This window comes from Chlorogloeopsis fritschii PCC 6912 (assembly GCF_000317285.1).
GTDB classification, from domain to species: domain Bacteria; phylum Cyanobacteriota; class Cyanobacteriia; order Cyanobacteriales; family Nostocaceae; genus Chlorogloeopsis; species Chlorogloeopsis fritschii.
On sequence record NZ_AJLN01000078.1, the window covers coordinates 46,277 to 61,663 of the forward strand.

General features: G+C 41.8%; 16 protein-coding genes. 11 read left to right on the plus strand and 5 right to left on the minus strand.

The annotated features are described in order from the left end of the window. Nucleotides 1-162 precede the first annotated feature (162 nt). Both def and UYC_RS39495 read left to right on the plus strand, forming a co-directional pair. On the plus strand, nt 163-726 hold the full coding sequence (gene def / locus UYC_RS0114210) for a peptide deformylase (protein ID WP_016878426.1): 564 nt from the start codon (nt 163-165) through the stop codon (nt 724-726). Nucleotides 727-747: 21 nt separating this feature from the next. Beyond that, a complete protein-coding gene (locus tag UYC_RS39495; protein WP_016878427.1) occupies nt 748-948 on the plus strand; it encodes a hypothetical protein in 201 nt (66 codons plus the stop codon). Nucleotides 949-1,125: 177 nt separating this feature from the next. On the opposite strand, the gene mraY is transcribed toward UYC_RS39495, so the two are convergent. Both mraY and UYC_RS0114225 read right to left on the minus strand, forming a co-directional pair. Further along, entirely contained in the window at nt 1,126-2,220 is a 1,095-nt protein-coding gene (gene mraY, locus UYC_RS0114220; protein ID WP_016878428.1) for a phospho-N-acetylmuramoyl-pentapeptide-transferase, read from the minus strand. A gap of 82 nt (nt 2,221-2,302) precedes the next feature. Then, nucleotides 2,303-2,545 carry a DUF3134 domain-containing protein gene (locus UYC_RS0114225; RefSeq protein ID WP_016878429.1) on the minus strand — a complete coding sequence of 81 codons (243 nt, stop codon included), beginning with the start codon at nt 2,543-2,545 and terminating at the stop codon, nt 2,303-2,305. A 238-nt stretch (nt 2,546-2,783) separates the two neighbouring features. Between UYC_RS0114225 and UYC_RS0114230 the strand changes: the two genes are divergently transcribed. The 7 genes from UYC_RS0114230 to mdh all read left to right on the plus strand — a co-directional run bounded on the left by UYC_RS0114230 (nt 2,784) and on the right by mdh (nt 10,931). Then, nucleotides 2,784-3,368, plus strand: coding sequence for a PAP/fibrillin family protein (locus tag UYC_RS0114230; RefSeq protein ID WP_016878430.1), 585 nt, complete (start codon nt 2,784-2,786; stop codon nt 3,366-3,368). Nucleotides 3,369-3,937: 569 nt separating this feature from the next. Beyond that, a complete protein-coding gene (locus UYC_RS0114235) occupies nt 3,938-4,666 on the plus strand; it encodes a DUF6875 domain-containing protein (protein ID WP_016878431.1) in 729 nt (242 codons plus the stop codon). Nucleotides 4,667-4,880: 214 nt separating this feature from the next. Continuing rightward, complete coding sequence (locus tag UYC_RS0114240; protein ID WP_235083164.1) at nt 4,881-7,604, plus strand: non-ribosomal peptide synthetase; 2,724 nt, start codon at nt 4,881-4,883, stop codon at nt 7,602-7,604. Nucleotides 7,605-7,697: 93 nt separating this feature from the next. Next, a complete protein-coding gene (locus UYC_RS0114245) occupies nt 7,698-7,913 on the plus strand; it encodes a photosystem I reaction center subunit IV (RefSeq protein WP_016878433.1) in 216 nt (71 codons plus the stop codon). A gap of 298 nt (nt 7,914-8,211) precedes the next feature. Beyond that, the gene (locus UYC_RS0114250) at nt 8,212-9,075 is read left to right on the plus strand and encodes a DNA-formamidopyrimidine glycosylase (protein ID WP_016878434.1); all 864 of its coding nucleotides are present in this window, start codon (nt 8,212-8,214) and stop codon (nt 9,073-9,075) included. Between the two features lie 642 nt (nt 9,076-9,717). After that, nucleotides 9,718-9,933 carry an NAD(P)H-quinone oxidoreductase subunit O gene (ndhO, locus tag UYC_RS0114255; protein ID WP_016878435.1) on the plus strand — a complete coding sequence of 72 codons (216 nt, stop codon included), beginning with the start codon at nt 9,718-9,720 and terminating at the stop codon, nt 9,931-9,933. A gap of 17 nt (nt 9,934-9,950) precedes the next feature. Beyond that, on the plus strand, nt 9,951-10,931 hold the full coding sequence (gene mdh / locus UYC_RS0114260; protein WP_016878436.1) for a malate dehydrogenase: 981 nt from the start codon (nt 9,951-9,953) through the stop codon (nt 10,929-10,931). Here the strand turns inward: mdh and UYC_RS0114265 are convergent, their stop codons facing one another. Beyond that, nucleotides 10,932-11,603 carry a helix-turn-helix transcriptional regulator gene (locus tag UYC_RS0114265; protein ID WP_016878437.1) on the minus strand — a complete coding sequence of 224 codons (672 nt, stop codon included), beginning with the start codon at nt 11,601-11,603 and terminating at the stop codon, nt 10,932-10,934. Nucleotides 11,604-11,702: 99 nt separating this feature from the next. On the opposite strand from UYC_RS0114265, the gene UYC_RS0114270 reads away from it, so the two are divergent. Continuing rightward, the gene (locus tag UYC_RS0114270; RefSeq protein WP_016878438.1) at nt 11,703-12,542 is read left to right on the plus strand and encodes a sulfurtransferase; all 840 of its coding nucleotides are present in this window, start codon (nt 11,703-11,705) and stop codon (nt 12,540-12,542) included. A gap of 160 nt (nt 12,543-12,702) precedes the next feature. Here UYC_RS0114270 and UYC_RS0114275 read toward each other — a convergent pair whose 3' ends face one another. Further along, a complete protein-coding gene (locus tag UYC_RS0114275; protein WP_016878439.1) occupies nt 12,703-13,086 on the minus strand; it encodes a hypothetical protein in 384 nt (127 codons plus the stop codon). A 442-nt stretch (nt 13,087-13,528) separates the two neighbouring features. Between UYC_RS0114275 and UYC_RS35545 the strand changes: the two genes are divergently transcribed. Continuing rightward, nucleotides 13,529-13,897: an HNH endonuclease gene (locus tag UYC_RS35545; RefSeq protein WP_235083165.1), complete on the plus strand. Its 369-nt coding sequence runs from the start codon at nt 13,529-13,531 to the stop codon at nt 13,895-13,897. A gap of 32 nt (nt 13,898-13,929) precedes the next feature. On the opposite strand, the gene pntB is transcribed toward UYC_RS35545, so the two are convergent. Beyond that, the gene (gene pntB, locus UYC_RS0114290) at nt 13,930-15,378 is read right to left on the minus strand and encodes a Re/Si-specific NAD(P)(+) transhydrogenase subunit beta (protein ID WP_016878441.1); all 1,449 of its coding nucleotides are present in this window, start codon (nt 15,376-15,378) and stop codon (nt 13,930-13,932) included. Nucleotides 15,379-15,387 lie beyond the last annotated feature (9 nt).

The window sequence follows — 15,387 nt, forward strand, 5'->3', positions numbered from 1 at the left end:
AGGGGAGAAAAACTTCACTAATCCCCGATACCCAATCACTAGTACCTAATCCCCAATCACCAGCACCCAATTCCCAAAATATGAATTTGCATATCTTCCTGGTTGCTAAAATTAAATTAAAGCGGAATCATTTCCAATCCATATTAGGTGAGTTAAAAGAGCATGTCTCTGGAAATTGCTGTTGAGAAGAAAAAGTTAAAAAATCCGCCCTTGGAGCTGCATTATCTAGGCGATCGCGTTCTGCGCCAAGCAGCCAAGCGTGTTGCAAAAGTAGATGATGAAATCCGCAAGCTGGCACGGGAAATGCTACAAACCATGTATAGCCAGGATGGTATTGGTTTGGCTGCACCCCAAGTGGGAATTAACAAACAAATAATTGTCATTGATATTGAACCAGATAACCCAGCTAATCCCCCATTGGTGCTGATTAACCCAATTATTAAACAGGTTAGTCGTGACATTTGCGTTGCTCAAGAAGGGTGTTTGAGTATTCCGGGGATTTATATGGATGTGAAGCGCCCCCAGGTTGTAGAAATATCCTATAAAGATGAGCATGGACGTCCCAAAACGTTGAAGGCTGGAGAACTACTTGGACGCTGTATTCAGCACGAAATGGATCACCTCAATGGCGTGGTGTTTGTAGATCGTGTAGAAAATTCTTTGGCTTTGGCGCAGGAGCTATCCAAGCATGGCTTCTCTTATCAAACTGTCAAACCGATCGCATAGGGTGGTGTGCTTGTGAATACAATGACTCCAAAGAGCGGCTTGTTTCTTGCTTGTTCGTGCATAGCAGCGATCGCAGCAGTTGGTTCAGTTTTTGAACTTACTTCCGGACAACCAGATTTAGGCAACCAAACCACTGCAATTATCTTGGCATTAAGCATTCCACTGACAGGATTATTTTTCTTGGCCGCAGTCAAGGATGCTAGAGCTAATATTAATAAATAAGCATCAGGTTTAGAATTAATAGGAAAAAGGAAAAAGGATATTTCTCCTTTTTCCTTCACCTTTTTTATGCTTTACTGCCAATTTACAGCCGCTCTTAGAATTAGGTACTGAAGAGAACAGTAATAAAACTGGGCAGCTATCTAAGTACCAGCAACCTAAACTGTTAAAAAATCAAAATTAAGCAATTGCCAAACAGATCGCAGCCAAAATACTATTAATCAGGTAGAAAGCAGCAACAACTTGCAGTTCTGACCAACCAGAAAGCTCCAAATGGTGGTGCAAAGGAGCCATTTTAAATAGACGCTTTCCTTTGCCATCTGGGCCTTTAGTTGCTTTGTAGTAGCTTACCTGTGCCATGACAGAAAGAGTTTCTACAAAGAAGATACCGCTGAGAATAAATAGTGCAACCAAGCTGTTAGTTACCAACCCCACTGCTGCCAAAGCACCTCCCAGTGCCAAAGAACCAGTATCACCCATAAAAACACGGGCAGGATTGCGATTGTGTGCCAAAAATCCCAAGCAACTACCGCTCACAGCAGCACAGAAAATCATCATTCCCTGAGAAGTCGGAGCAACAAGCGCACCTAATGCTAGTAAGGCGATCGCTACCGTTCCTCCTGCTAAACCATCGATCCCGTCTGTTAAATTAGTGGCGTTACTTTCTGCTACCAGTACAAACCCAGCGAGAGGCCAAAATAAAAAGCCTAAAGGTATAGATAAACCAAAAGGTAAAGCAATATTTGTAATATTAGAAGGCTGATTAAACATTAACCATAGACAGAATAAAGCCGCAAAACTAACCTGGAGAGCTAGTTTTGTCCGTGGAGAGATACCTTTATTGGACTTGCGACGTAAAATCTGCCAGTCGTCTAGCCAACCAATTAACCCATAACTCAGTGTTAATATAGAAACAGCCAGTACCTGCGTATTAAAATTAGACAATATACAAGCAACGATTACTGCTACTGGAATAAAAAATATACCACCCATTGTAGGTGTACCCGCTTTTTTCAGATGGGCTTGAGGGCCATCTTCACGGATTATTTGCCCCGTTTTAAGTGCTTGTAGCATTGGCACTACAAAAAAACCTGTTGCTGCTGAAATTGCAGCACAGGACAACAACGGTAAGGTCAGCGAATTACTGTGCCAAGGCAACCGATTCGCTGTTCCATCTAAAACGAGTGCAGCAGTAGTTAAGCCTACACCTAGTAAAGAAACTAGGCCTATACCAGAAATGTTTAGCCCCTGATCGGAAGACACTTTAGCGTCCACGGTATGTTTCCCCTCACTCCACACTTGTACAGTTAGACACTTGGGATTTAGTTAAAATAGCAGTTCTTGAGCTTTTTGTTGGTTAATCTTCGTCTGGAACGATGTCATCATCGTCATCAAAGTCATAATCACCAATTCCATCCTCACCACCCAGAAATTCGGTAATTTCTTCTTCATTTTCTTCAGAAAAATCCTGTTCATGATTATCACGCGCGATCAGACGACCGCTAGCCTGTAACCAATCTAAAAGTGAGGACTCTTGCTTTAATGGTATAACAGCGGCACGCTGGTTGCGGGGCTGTTCACGTAATGGAGAATTCAGCATATCTGACGAAGAAAAGAAGGGGTATTGTATATAGACATTAAGAGTCTATCACTGGATACGCAAGATAGTAGTTAATCATTCAACTAATTTCTTTCTAAATCCGACGGAAATTTTCGTGATTTTCCTAATCACAACACCAAAGACTTAGGTCATGCACGTATTAGCATGACAACATAAATGAGCTCGCAACATCTTCCTGATTGTTTAATGAAAATAATACTGTTTGAGGTAACAGGTGATGATCGCAAAAGCGGCTCTTTTAGAAGCAATTGCTGGCAAAAATCGGGGGCTTTTAGCAACTGAGCAAGATAAAAAAGCTATCTTAGTCACGATCGCCAATTTGGAAGACTTTAACCCGACACCACGTCCACTTGAAGCTAGCGATTTGCTCGATGGCAATTGGCGACTACTTTACACTACTAGCAAAGCTCTGTTGAACCTCGACCGCTTTCCTTTATGCAAACTTGGAGAAATTTACCAGTGTATCCGCGTCCAAACTAATAGCGTTTACAACATAGCCGAGATTTATGGATTGCCTTTACTCGAAGGTATAGTTAGCGTTGCTGCGAAATTTGAACCAGTTTCAGAACGTCGTGTGCAAGTAAAATTTGAGCGATCGATAATTGGCTTACAGCGCTTGATTAGCTATAAGTCTTCAACAACTTTTATCCAACAAATTGAAGCTGGGCAGAAATTTACCGCTGTTGATTTTCCTCTTAACAGTAATGAACAACAGGGATGGTTGGATATTACTTATCTAGATAGTGATTTGCGGATTGGCAGGGGCAACGAGGGAAGTGTGTTTGTTCTAGCAAAAGCATAAGGAGGGCGACTTTGAACATTAATGTTAGCGAATCGAGCGTATTTCATAAATAAAGATTTTGTCAAGGAGGTTTTTACCACTTTTTGAAGCTAGGGGATGAAGAGGAAACAGGGACACTGGGACGCAGTGATTATTGAGCGATATAAATCAGGATGTAGAGACGCGATATATCGCGTCTCTACAGGGGTTTTGGCATTACGCAAAATTTTTTCACGCCATGAAATTAGCTGGGCTGAATGAATTGCACGGCAAATTATGGACACTTTGCCTAAATTATGACATCACAAGATTTTTATTTGGGTATTTATTCTACTGTCATTGTGATTCATAATCATATAGATAACTATTTTTCAATAGTTTGAGCAATACAGGCACAATTCATTTAGTTCCCAATACAGTATAAATTTTATAGAAGCTTTATAGATGTAATTACTAGCCTCACAAAAAATTTAATATGTATAATTTTTACAAAAGCTTCATAGTTATATTTACTAGGGTAGTGATAACTTCACAAAATATTACGTAAAAATCTTTAATATCAATTAGCATACACAGTTTTAAACTATGTTATGCAGCTTTATACACCCCTCGAAATTGACATAATTCAGCAAGATATTCCTTATTTAATTGAAGTTATGGATTGGGTTAAAACTTTTTTGGCAAAACCCCATCCTGATTTAGGTAGAAGTGGTGTTGTGTGTCCTTTTGTTCCTCACTCACTCAAGTCAAATAGCATTCGTCTAGCAGTTATTCGTGCTAAAAACCTACAGCCACAACAAGTTGAAGATATAGTTAAAGACTATCGAGATATATTTCTGCAAATGGAGCCGCAAGATAGAGATGTTGGCATTAATAAAGCTTTTTTACTTATTTTTCCGGATATCGAGAGCAACGATGCTGCCACGCTGATTGATAACATTCAACAAAAACTCAAACCATTCTTTGTTGAAGAAGGGCTAATGATAGGAGAATTTCACAAGCATACAGAAACGAGGGGACTATACAATCAAGATTTCTATCCACTTCGTAGCCCTGTTCCCCTCATAGCTATACGTTTTATGGTTGAAGCCGATTTACCCTTTCTGATGAATGCAAACAATCTACATTTACGTATTAGATATTTAGAAGCTTATTTACAGCGTTTTGAGAAAAATATGAAAGATAAAATCAAGCTAAATACTGCTTATCAAGCATTAGCTTTGGCAAGAGAAAAATTGACAATAGAAAATTCTGCTAATTCACCATCTGAGAAGCACACAAAGATGACTTTTTCGTGCCCATTCATACACCAAAACTAATCAATGGTTGATGAAGTGACATAAGCTAAATAAGTAATCATTAAAGTTGACATTATTATAGCAGTTTTAACATGATGAATCCACGAAATATAGAGTGAGTACTCCTCGTCAAAGCCTAAGTGATAAAGATTTGAGATATAAGTGAGTAATGCCCATCTCACAGTAAAATTTGTTAGCGCTTAGTCCAAAAACTGTAATTTTATTATTTCTACAAATGCAGTTTAAAAACAAAAATTTATCCCAAGAATTGAAAATACAGATAAATACTTTGATAGCACAGAAGACTAATAACAGCCAAACTGATGACATCAAAGATGTATGCATTCATCAAATGTTTGAGGCACAGGTAGAAAAATCTCCTGGAGCGATCGCGGTATTTTTAGACGCTCATAACCTGGCTTCTGGCGTAGAGGAACAACTTACCTACAGGCAACTAAACCAAAGAGCAAACCAACTAGCGCACTACTTACGTACTTTGGGAGTTGCTCCTGAGGTATTGGTTGGTATTTGCGTGGATCGTTCCGTAGAGATGATAGTAGCAATTTTGGGAGTACTTAAGGCTGGAGGTACTTACGTGCCCTTAGATCCAGCATATCCTCCGGAACGGTTAGCCTTTATTTTGGAAGACACCAAAATACCATTGATCCTCACTCAAGAAAAATTAAGAGAGAATTTAACAGCTAATGAAGCACATCTGGTTTGTTTGGACTCAGATTGGGAAGCGATCGCTCACAACAGTCAAGATAATCCTGTAAATTGGACAACCCCGGATCACCTTATCTACGTTATTTATACTTCTGGTTCTACAGGACAACCAAAGGGTGTAATGATTTCCCACCGTGGTATCAGCAATCAACTGCGCTGGCGACAAACAACCTTTGAATTAACCAACACAGATAAAGTTCTGCAAACTATATCGTTTAGCTTTGATCCCTCTGTTTGGCAGATATTTTGGCCGTTATGCTTTGGAGCGCAGTTAGTATTGCCTCGTCCAGGCGGACATCACGATAGTGTTTACTTAATTCAGACAATCATCCAACAGCAAATTACTGTCTTGGCAATGGTTCCCTCAATGCTGCGTGTATTGCTAGAGGAGAAAGATATTGAGAATTGTCAAAACTTAAAACACATTACCTGTGGTGGCGAAGCTTTACCAATCGAACTCGTGGAACGCTTCTTTGCTCGTTTAAATCTAGATAATGTTCTGCATAATTGCTACGGCCCTACAGAAGCTTCTATCGATGCTACATTCTGGACGTGTCAGCGCCATACAAACTATATCACCGCTCCTATTGGTCGCCCCATTGCTAACACCAATATTTACATCCTAGACTCTGATTTACAACCTGTGCCTATTGGAAAAGTCGGCGAATTGTACATTGGTGGTGTTGGGTTGGCGCGAGGTTATTTTAATCGTCCAGAATTAACAGCACAAAAATTCATTCCCAACCCTTTTAACTCGTCAGAACGTCTGTACAAAACTGGAGACTTGGCACGTTACTTAAGCGACGGTAACATCGAATATGTCGGTAGGATTGACCATCAAGTAAAAATTCGCGGTTTTCGCATTGAGTTAGAAGAAATCGAGGCAAAGCTATTACAACATCCTGGCGTGCAGGCAAGTGTAGTGATAGCCCGCGAGTATATGTCGGGTGATAAGTGCTTAGTCGCCTATTTTGTCCCTAATCGGGAGCAAACACCTACAATTAGCGAACTCCGTGACTTTCTCAAGCAGACGCTACCAGATTACATGGTGCCATCAGCGTTGGTAATCCTAAATTCTCTACCGCTAACAGCCAACGGCAAGGTAGATCGTCGCGCCCTACCAGCACCAGAACAAAATCGTCCCGAACTAGCAACAGACTTTTTAGCACCACGCGATCGCTTAGAACTTCAGTTAACACAAATTTGGGAAGAGAGTTTAGGCATTCACCCGATAGGAGTCACAGACAATTTCTTTGATTTAGGCGGGCATTCATTGGTTGCTTTGCGTCTATTAGCACAAATCGAGCAGAAATTTGGCACAAGGCTTCCCCTATCGACATTTTTGCAAGCACCGACAGTAGAAAAACTGGCTGATATTCTCCAGCAGAAAGAATCACAAGCACTCTGGCAACCTTTAGTGGCGATTAAACCCAATGGTAAGAAAGCGCCCGTATTCTGCGTACATGGTGCGGATGGTAATATTATTGTCTTCCACAACTTAGCTTGTTATTTAGATGCAGATCAGCCAGTTTATGCCTTGCAACCCTTTGGCTTAGATGGGAAGCAACCTTTCCAAACCAAAATTGAAGATATGGCATCTGACTACATAAAAGAGATCCGTACCATCCAATCAGAAGGGCCTTATTTACTAGCTGGCTACTCTGCTGGGGGTACAATCGCTTTCGAGATGGCACAGCAATTGGTTGCGCAAGGGGAAAAGGTAGCTCTGTTAGCGTTGTTTGATACTTGTAGTTCAGTTTATTTCCACGAATTATCATTCCGTCAATGGATTGCTCGCCATTGGCATAACTTTTGGCAACTCGACGAACCAAAACAGAAGCTGAACTACTTATTTATGGCGATACAGCAACGCCTTCAGAAAATTAACAAAAAGTTCGGTTTGGATAATATTGGTGCAGAATCACCATATGCCCATGTATCTTTGGAATACAACTCAAACTTATTAGAGGATGCTCTATTTATCACTCAACAGCAAGCTGTTAGGAAATATCACCCACAGGCATATTCTGGCAAAGTAACCCTTTTCCGGAGCAATGAGCAGATTTGGTGGCTGGAAGGCGATCGCTCGTTAGGTTGGAGAGAACTAGCTGAAGTGGAGGTTCACGCGATTCCAGGTGATCACAATAACATAGTCAGAGCTAACGTACAGTCTCTAGGCGAAAAATTGAGTGATTGTTTGAGAAGGGTAGATCAACATCACTCAGTCAAATAACTTAACAAATGGGCTGCAAACGACCTTCTAGCTGTACAGTGAAATCAATTAGCCTTTACACATTGGCAATTGATAACAAAAAGGGAAAAACTTATGGTTCAACGTGGATCTAAAGTACGTATTCTCCGCCCAGAGTCCTACTGGTTTCAGGATGTAGGAACAGTGGCGTCTATCGAGCAAGGCGGCACTAGCAGATATCCCGTGATTGTCAGATTTGAGAAGGTAAATTATGCCGGTGTCAACACCAACAACTTTGCCCAAGATGAGTTAGTAGAGGTTGAAGCACCTAAAGCAAAACCGAAAAAATAAAGTAGTAGGGCTGTTTTCAAACCTCCAACACCCCCAAGGGAGAGGCTACACTAACTGAGTGTGCCAGCGCAAACTCTACATAAAAATCATACTTTGAGTCTGTAAAGGCAGGCTTTGTGTGTGTAGCTTCAGACTTTGAACTGCAATCCTTAAGTTTGAAAACACGCTTGGGCGGCTAGCAAAGTCAATAACCACCTGGTAAAGTCAATTTCGGGAGTAAGGAGTAGCAGGTAAGGAGTTAAGGCTTCTATCCACTACTCACTACTCCCGATCTAGTCATCTACCAAAATCAACTCAAATGCCTGAATTGCCTGAAGTAGAAACAGTTCGACGGGGGCTAAATCAATTAACCCTAAACCAAAAAATTGTAGGTACAGATGCGCTGTTGCATCGCACGATCGCCTACCCGCATTCAGTGGATGATTTTGTAACTGGCATTCAGGGAAGCGTGATCGCTACTTGGCATCGTCGTGGCAAATACCTCCTCGCCGAACTCTCTCCCCCTGCCCCCCTCTCCTCTGCTCCCACTCCTGTTGGCTTCCTCGGCGTTCACCTGCGAATGACTGGTCAATTGCTATGGTTGCATCGCGATGAGCCTCTACACAAACACACACGAGTCAGGTTATTCTTTGAGGATGGGTGGGAATTGCGCTTTGTCGATCAACGTACCTTTGGTCAAATGTGGTGGGTTCCACCTGATAAAAAACCGGAAAGCGTGATTACTGGTTTAGCAAAACTAGCAGCAGATCCCTTCTCACCTGATTTTACAGTTGATTATTTAGCAAATAAACTACAAAAAAGTCGCCGTCCCATCAAAACCGCACTGCTAGATCAGTCTATCGTTGCGGGATTAGGTAATATCTATGCTGACGAAGCCTTATTTCTCAGTGGCATATTACCAGAAACTTTGTGTACAGATTTGCAGCGAGAGCAAATAGAGCGATTGCAAGCAGCGATCGTCAAAGTCTTAGCAACTAGTATTGAAGCTGGTGGAACAACTTTTAGCAATTTTTTAAACGTTAAGGGCGTAAACGGCAATTATGGCGGCGTGGCTTGGGTTTATAACCGCGCTGGCGAACCTTGTCGTGTTTGTAGTACACCGATCCAACGGATTAGACTAGCTGGACGTTCTAGTCATTTTTGCAACCAGTGCCAAAAATAGGGAATTCCAAATTACAGCAGAAGTCAGGAGCTAGGAGCCATAAGTAAAATAGGCTATGACTTTGAAACTAAAGTTTGTACCTCATCAACTTGAAATCTGCTGTAAAAGTTAAAAATTGAAACTGTTTGCAGCTATTAGTGGCAATTTAGTATAACTATTTAATACACTGAAAGTAGTTGGTGATTGATGTTTAGTAGTTAATAACTGATAGCTAATATTTAGTATGTTTAGTAATATAGTAGTTGATAATTACTAAGGACTAGTCACAAACTACTAACAGTTAGCATATACATTTATTTTTGAGGAGATTCTGGATCTGAACTCTAAATTCTGTGTTTTTTGCTTATAATTTTGAATTTACTAATACTTGCCATTTAAGATTTGGAAGAATTTAAAATCTATCAAATAGATGATGAAATTATCTTAAAGGCAGGACAAAATTATCAGGTAGACAACCATAATTAAATGTAATATTCCCATTCCTAGACCAGATAGAAATTGCCTTTTACTATCTATCCTCTGTTCATTTATATTAAGTATTCCCCAATTAAATAAAGCAAAACTAATTCCTAGCTCAATAGAGACTAGATACAAGATAGAATCCTGTATAAAAGCAAATTAGTAAATCCAAGAGGGGAATTCATGCCTATCAAAAGAGGAGACACAGTTCGTGTTAATCGCGAAAAGCTGGAAAACAGTATAGAAGCACAAGCTAGCGATACTCGCTTTCCTTCCTATCTGTTTGATAGTAAAGGTGAAGTTGTAGATATCAAAGGTGATTATGCCTTTGTGAAATTCGGGCTAGTACCAACACCCAATATATGGTTGCGTTTAGATCAACTTGAAGAGTTTAAGTAGAGTTTAAAAATAAGATTATGTATTCTTCCCCTTCCTCCCCACTTTTGTGTCATTCACCCCGCGTTACCGTGATCGGTGCTGGTAGAGTAGGCAGTACCCTTGCCCAACGCATCGCCGAAAAAAATCTAGCCGATGTGGTTTTGTTGGATATTGTTCAGGGAATGCCCCAAGGGCTGGCACTAGATTTGTTGGAGGCAAGGGGAATTGAACTACATAACCGCAAGATTATTGGCACCAACAACTATGCCGATACAACTGGTTCGGATATTGTGGTGATTACGGCAGGCTTTCCCCGTAAACCAGGCATGAGTCGAGATGATTTACTGCGGACAAATGCCAAGATAGTCGTAGAAGCAGCCAAAAACGCGATCGCTTACTCTCCTGATGCCATATTTATTATCGTCACCAATCCCTTGGATGTAATGACTTATTTAGCTTGGCAAGCAATAGGATTACCACGCGATCGCGTTATGGGTATGGCAGGCGTGTTAGACTCGGCACGCTTTGAAACCTTCATTGCGATGGAATTGGGAGTTTTGCCTAGTGATGTTAAAGCAATGGTAATGGGCAGCCACGGTGATTTAATGGTTCCAATTCCGCGTTTCGCTACCGTCAACGGCATTCCAGTTACAGAATTATTAGATGCAGCCACAATTGAACGTTTGGTAGAACGTACCCGCAACGGTGGCGCAGAAATTGTGGAACTAATGCAAACAGGTGGTGCATTTTTTGCCCCAGCCTCAGCTACGTGCGTAATGGTGGAATCGATTCTGCTCAACCAGTCGCGTTTATTACCTGTAGCAGCCTATCTTCAAGGTGAGTACGGCTTGAACGATGTTTTTATTGGCGTACCTTGTCGCTTGGGATGTGGTGGAATTGCAGATGTGTTGGAATTAAATCTCACCGATGAAGAGACAGCAGCGCTCCATATTTCGGCACAGTCTGTACGGAATAATATTGAACGGGCACAGGAAATTCTTACCAGCGTGACTAGGTAATTACAATGTGTTTGAGAAAAGCCTTCCTACAAGCTGGGCACGAGACGAAACATCAAGCTTGCGAAACATCCGTTTTAAAGCTTGCTTAACAGAATTTTCTGTAATCCAAAGAGATGCGCCAATTTCAGCATTTGTCAGCCCGTGTGCCACTAGTTCAGCAATTTGAAGTTCACGGGGTGTTAAACGATTCATATCCAAAGAATTCCATTCTGTGGATTGCAACCGTATCGCTGTTAACCAGGTTGACAGATGCAAGCAAAAAGCGCTCAAATCAGCTAGATCCTTAGCATTAAAAGCAGGATTACCCCGAATGCGGGTAAAGCCAACTCCACCAATAAGTTGCCCGTTGCTTACAATTGGCCCGACCATCACATGACCGTGGTCAGCGCGCGGGCATATAATTTTCCACATGGGGGCAGATAACAACAATTCTTCGTGAACTGGAGCATGGTGTTCAACTAAGTAGCGCAAGACAGGATTATGTTCTACTGATGCAGCTAATTGCAAGATGCCCTGAAGACGTGTAGGGGCTGGGAGTTGATTGAAAAAGAAAAGTCCCCAACGTTGAGCAGCAAAATACTCACCAACTTTAACCATGACTTGCAGTCGTAAGTCTTGCTCATCACGAGCGTGGGCGATTTCTTGAAATAAAGACTGTAAAGTGTTTGCCATCATTGCTACTGCAAAATGTACTCGTTCGAGGACTAGGCGCACTTAGGAAATTAATTTTACTCTAGCCTCATCACAGTTACAGAGCAAGGAGTAAACCTGATGTCATTGTCAAGTTATGCCCATCCGGAAGTTCTCGCAGATATGCAATGGGTTGCTGAACATTTACATGATCCTAAAGTGCGTCTTCTAGAAGTAGATATTGATACCAAAGCTTACGAATCCGGACATATTCCCGGTGCTGTGTTCTGGAATGGTTTGACGACAATCTTGCAGCCTGATTACCGTGTCAATTTTGATCAAGGAGCGTTAGAAGAATTGCTCGCGCGATCGGGTATAGCCAATGACACAACCGTGATTATTTATGGCAATCATAATGTTGGTGCTCCTTGGGGCTTTTGGTTCCTGAAAGCACTCGGACATCAAGATGTACGGATAATGAATGGCGATCGCCAGAAATGGATTGCCCAAGGAGGCTCTCTGACAACTGAAATTCCTGCGATCGCAGCAACTAAGTATAAAATTCAAAATCTCAATTCAGGTATACGTGCCCTGCGAGATGAAGTACAAACAGCAATTGGTAAGTCAGACTGCCTTTTAGTAGATGTGCGTACACCTCAAGAGTACTCTGGTGAATTATTTACCATGCAGCCACCACAAGGAACTCAGCGAGCAGGACATATTCCGGGTGCAGTCCATATTTTTTATGAATCAGCCTTGAATGAAGATAATACCTTTAAATCAGCTGATGAACTGTATGCTTTGTATATTAATAAAGGTATTACCACCGATAAGGCAGTGCTAACATACTGTGCAATTGGGGCGCGTTCTGCACATACTTGGTTTGTTTTAAAGTATTTGCTAGGCTACGAGAATGTACGCAATTATGATGGCTCTTGGAATGAGTGGGGGAATCTACCTGATACGCCAGTTGAGAAATAGTCAGGACTTATGCACGAGTTATGGAATAATAAACCGCAGAGGACGCGGAGGGCACGGAGTCAAGAGGATATTAGAGAGATTTTGCGTAAGTTTTAAGAATAATGCGACTACATTGCTAGATAAGTTGGAGAATCCCCGTTTTAGTGAAAATTGATAGCACTTATATTGCTAATGCCTCCATTATTTCTGCTCGCTCGATTTCTGATTCATCCCGAATTTTGAAGTAGTAATAGAGGTTTGCAACTGTTAAGTCCGAAGCTTGCTGTAAGTTCTTTGGAACTAATGTTCTGTAACCGACATTACCAGCTTGTTGACTTACGTAAGCTTCGTACTCTTTACGTAATGCTGGTTTGAACATAAATATTAGCTGGTCACGCAGCGAAAAGAAATGTAATTTTTCGCTTAAATTTTCGTATGCAAGTTGTTCGGGTGGTGCTGGTAAAGCGGTTATGGTTTGATTGGTATCTGGGATGTTATTAAATTCAGAAGTGTTGAAATCGGCACTATTTAAAAGTTTAAGTTCTGAAGGGGAGAGCGATCGCATGGGTAGTAAAAGTAAATTATGGTCTTCTGAACATAGTCATCTTTTCAGCCAAAAACAACTAATACAAGATTATACAAACCAATTTATTAGAGACTTATCGGTGGAAGTAGATGAATGGGGGAACAAAAAACTGAAAGACCTAATTTTGAAAGAATCACTTAAAATTTTAGATAAAAGATTGAATATCAATTAAATGCCATTCAAACAGACTTTCAAAAATTAGACACACAAGTAAACACAAATTTTAGCGAACAAATTAAACTCTCAATCACTGATGTTAGTGATGGATTTATTGGGTTTGGAGGAATTGGTGGTGGTGTTGGTATAGGAGGAGCTTTAGCTGCTGGATTGTTAGCATTTACAGGAATCGCTGAGTTTGTGAGTTCCAGTCAAATTTCAGAGGAAGTTCGGACACGGATTAGAACACAAGCTAAAAATCAATGTGGCTATTGTCGCAGTCTTCAGAAGTACGTTTTGGGGATTTTGGAGATTGATCATATTTATCCCAAAAGCGGTGGGTGGGACTGACGATGAAGAAAACCTTTGGCTTGCCTGTAGGCTATGCAACGCTTTCAAAGGTATTCAAACCCATGGACAAGACCCAGTTACAAATCGTAAGATTAAGCTTTTTAATCCCCGTCAGCAGAAATGGTCACGACATTTTAGCTGGAGTGAAGATGGAGCATACATCGTAGGTATTACTGCTTGTGGTCGAGCAACTGTTGTTGCACTTCAACTCAATAATGCTTACGCTGTAACTGTCAGACAAGCCTGGGTTTTTGCTGGCTGGCACCCACCACAGGAGGAATAGATTTAGTCTTTATTGCTGTTAATCATCCAGATCTATGTTGACCATACCACCTTTCCTGGTTGAGGCACATCTACACTCTCCTCACTCTGTGCAAATTTCCCAACGATCGCATCCAAATTTTTTCTCGCATCGCCAAACAGCATCCGCGTATTTTCTTTATAAAACAGGGGATTTTCAACTCCAGCGTAGCCACTAGCCATACTGCGCTTCATCACCACAACAGTACCAGCCTTCCAAACTTCCAGCACTGGCATCCCGGCAATCGGACTATTGGGATTTTCTAAAGCACTGGGGTTAACAGTATCGTTAGCACCAATTACCAATACAACATCCGTTTTTGGAAAGTCCTCGTTAATCTCATCCATCTCTAATACGATGTCGTAAGGCACCTTAGCCTCAGCTAGAAGCACATTCATGTGTCCCGGCATACGCCCGGCTACCGGATGAATGCCAAACCGAACTTGTACACCGCGATCGCGTAACTGCTTGGTAAGTTCTGAGACAGCGTGCTGGGCTTGAGCTACTGCCATACCGTAGCCAGGAACAATGATCGCACTCTTAGCACCACGTAACAGTTCAATGGTTTCCTCTGTCGTGGTTTTGGCGATTTCACCTACAGGGCGATCGCTCTCCAAGGCTGGTGTACTTGCCTCTGCACCAAAGCCTCCCAGAATCACGCTGATAAACGAACGGTTCATGGCTTTACACATGATGTAGCTAAGGATCGCACCACTACTACCCACCAAAGCACCTGTAATAATGAGTAAATCGTTCGATAACATAAAGCCAGCGGCGGCGGCTGCCCATCCAGAGTAGCTGTTGAGCATTGAAATCACAACTGGCATATCAGCACCGCCAATCGCCATCACCAAGTGAACGCCCAAAACTGAGGCGATCGCACACATCAACAACAAGGGTTCCAGCCCGCTGAAATTTCCGGCTCCCAAGAATAGAGCACCAAGCCACAGTGAAGCTCCAATCATGCCCAAGTTGAGCAAGTGTCTTCCTGGTAAAAGTAAAGGTTTGCTGCTAATAATGCCGCGTAGTTTCCCAAAGGCAACTATCGAGCCTGTAAAAGTAACAGCACCAATAAACACACCCACAAAAATTTCAATTTGGTGGATTGTAGACTCAGCCCCAGCGAGCGATTGTGACTCTTGCAGATAATTGGCAATGCCTACCAAAACTGCAGCAGCACCAACAAAGCTATGTAAAATAGCCACTAGTTCTGGCATCGATGTCATCGCTACACGTGAAGCGACGATGGCACCAATAATGGCTCCTGGGATAACAACTGCAGCTAAGGTACCATATGCATTCGCCTTGAGTGAGAGCGCAGTTGCCACGAAGGCAATCAGCATACCGATGATGCCGTAAATATTACCTTTGCGTGCCGTTTCCTGATCGGACAATCCCCCCAGGCTGAGAATGAATAAGGCACTTGCCCCAATATATGCAACCGTCAGTAGGTTATTTAACATAGTTTTCTT

Coding starts and splice junctions, on each gene's coding strand:
- UYC_RS0114275 (WP_016878439.1), bottom strand. CDS start 13,086: ATGCGATCGCTCTCCCCTTCAGAACTTAAACTTTTAAATAGTGCCGAT.
- UYC_RS0114265 (WP_016878437.1), bottom strand. CDS start 11,603: ATGGCAAACACTTTACAGTCTTTATTTCAAGAAATCGCCCACGCTCGT.
- UYC_RS0114235 (WP_016878431.1), top strand. CDS start 3,938: ATGCAGCTTTATACACCCCTCGAAATTGACATAATTCAGCAAGATATT.
- UYC_RS0114230 (WP_016878430.1), top strand. CDS start 2,784: ATGATCGCAAAAGCGGCTCTTTTAGAAGCAATTGCTGGCAAAAATCGG.
- UYC_RS0114225 (WP_016878429.1), bottom strand. CDS start 2,545: ATGCTGAATTCTCCATTACGTGAACAGCCCCGCAACCAGCGTGCCGCT.
- UYC_RS0114270 (WP_016878438.1), top strand. CDS start 11,703: ATGTCATTGTCAAGTTATGCCCATCCGGAAGTTCTCGCAGATATGCAA.
- mdh (WP_016878436.1), top strand. CDS start 9,951: ATGTATTCTTCCCCTTCCTCCCCACTTTTGTGTCATTCACCCCGCGTT.
- UYC_RS39495 (WP_016878427.1), top strand. CDS start 748: ATGACTCCAAAGAGCGGCTTGTTTCTTGCTTGTTCGTGCATAGCAGCG.
- UYC_RS0114245 (WP_016878433.1), top strand. CDS start 7,698: ATGGTTCAACGTGGATCTAAAGTACGTATTCTCCGCCCAGAGTCCTAC.
- def (WP_016878426.1), top strand. CDS start 163: ATGTCTCTGGAAATTGCTGTTGAGAAGAAAAAGTTAAAAAATCCGCCC.
- UYC_RS0114250 (WP_016878434.1), top strand. CDS start 8,212: ATGCCTGAATTGCCTGAAGTAGAAACAGTTCGACGGGGGCTAAATCAA.
- pntB (WP_016878441.1), bottom strand. CDS start 15,378: ATGTTAAATAACCTACTGACGGTTGCATATATTGGGGCAAGTGCCTTA.
- UYC_RS0114240 (WP_235083164.1), top strand. CDS start 4,881: ATGCAGTTTAAAAACAAAAATTTATCCCAAGAATTGAAAATACAGATA.
- ndhO (WP_016878435.1), top strand. CDS start 9,718: ATGCCTATCAAAAGAGGAGACACAGTTCGTGTTAATCGCGAAAAGCTG.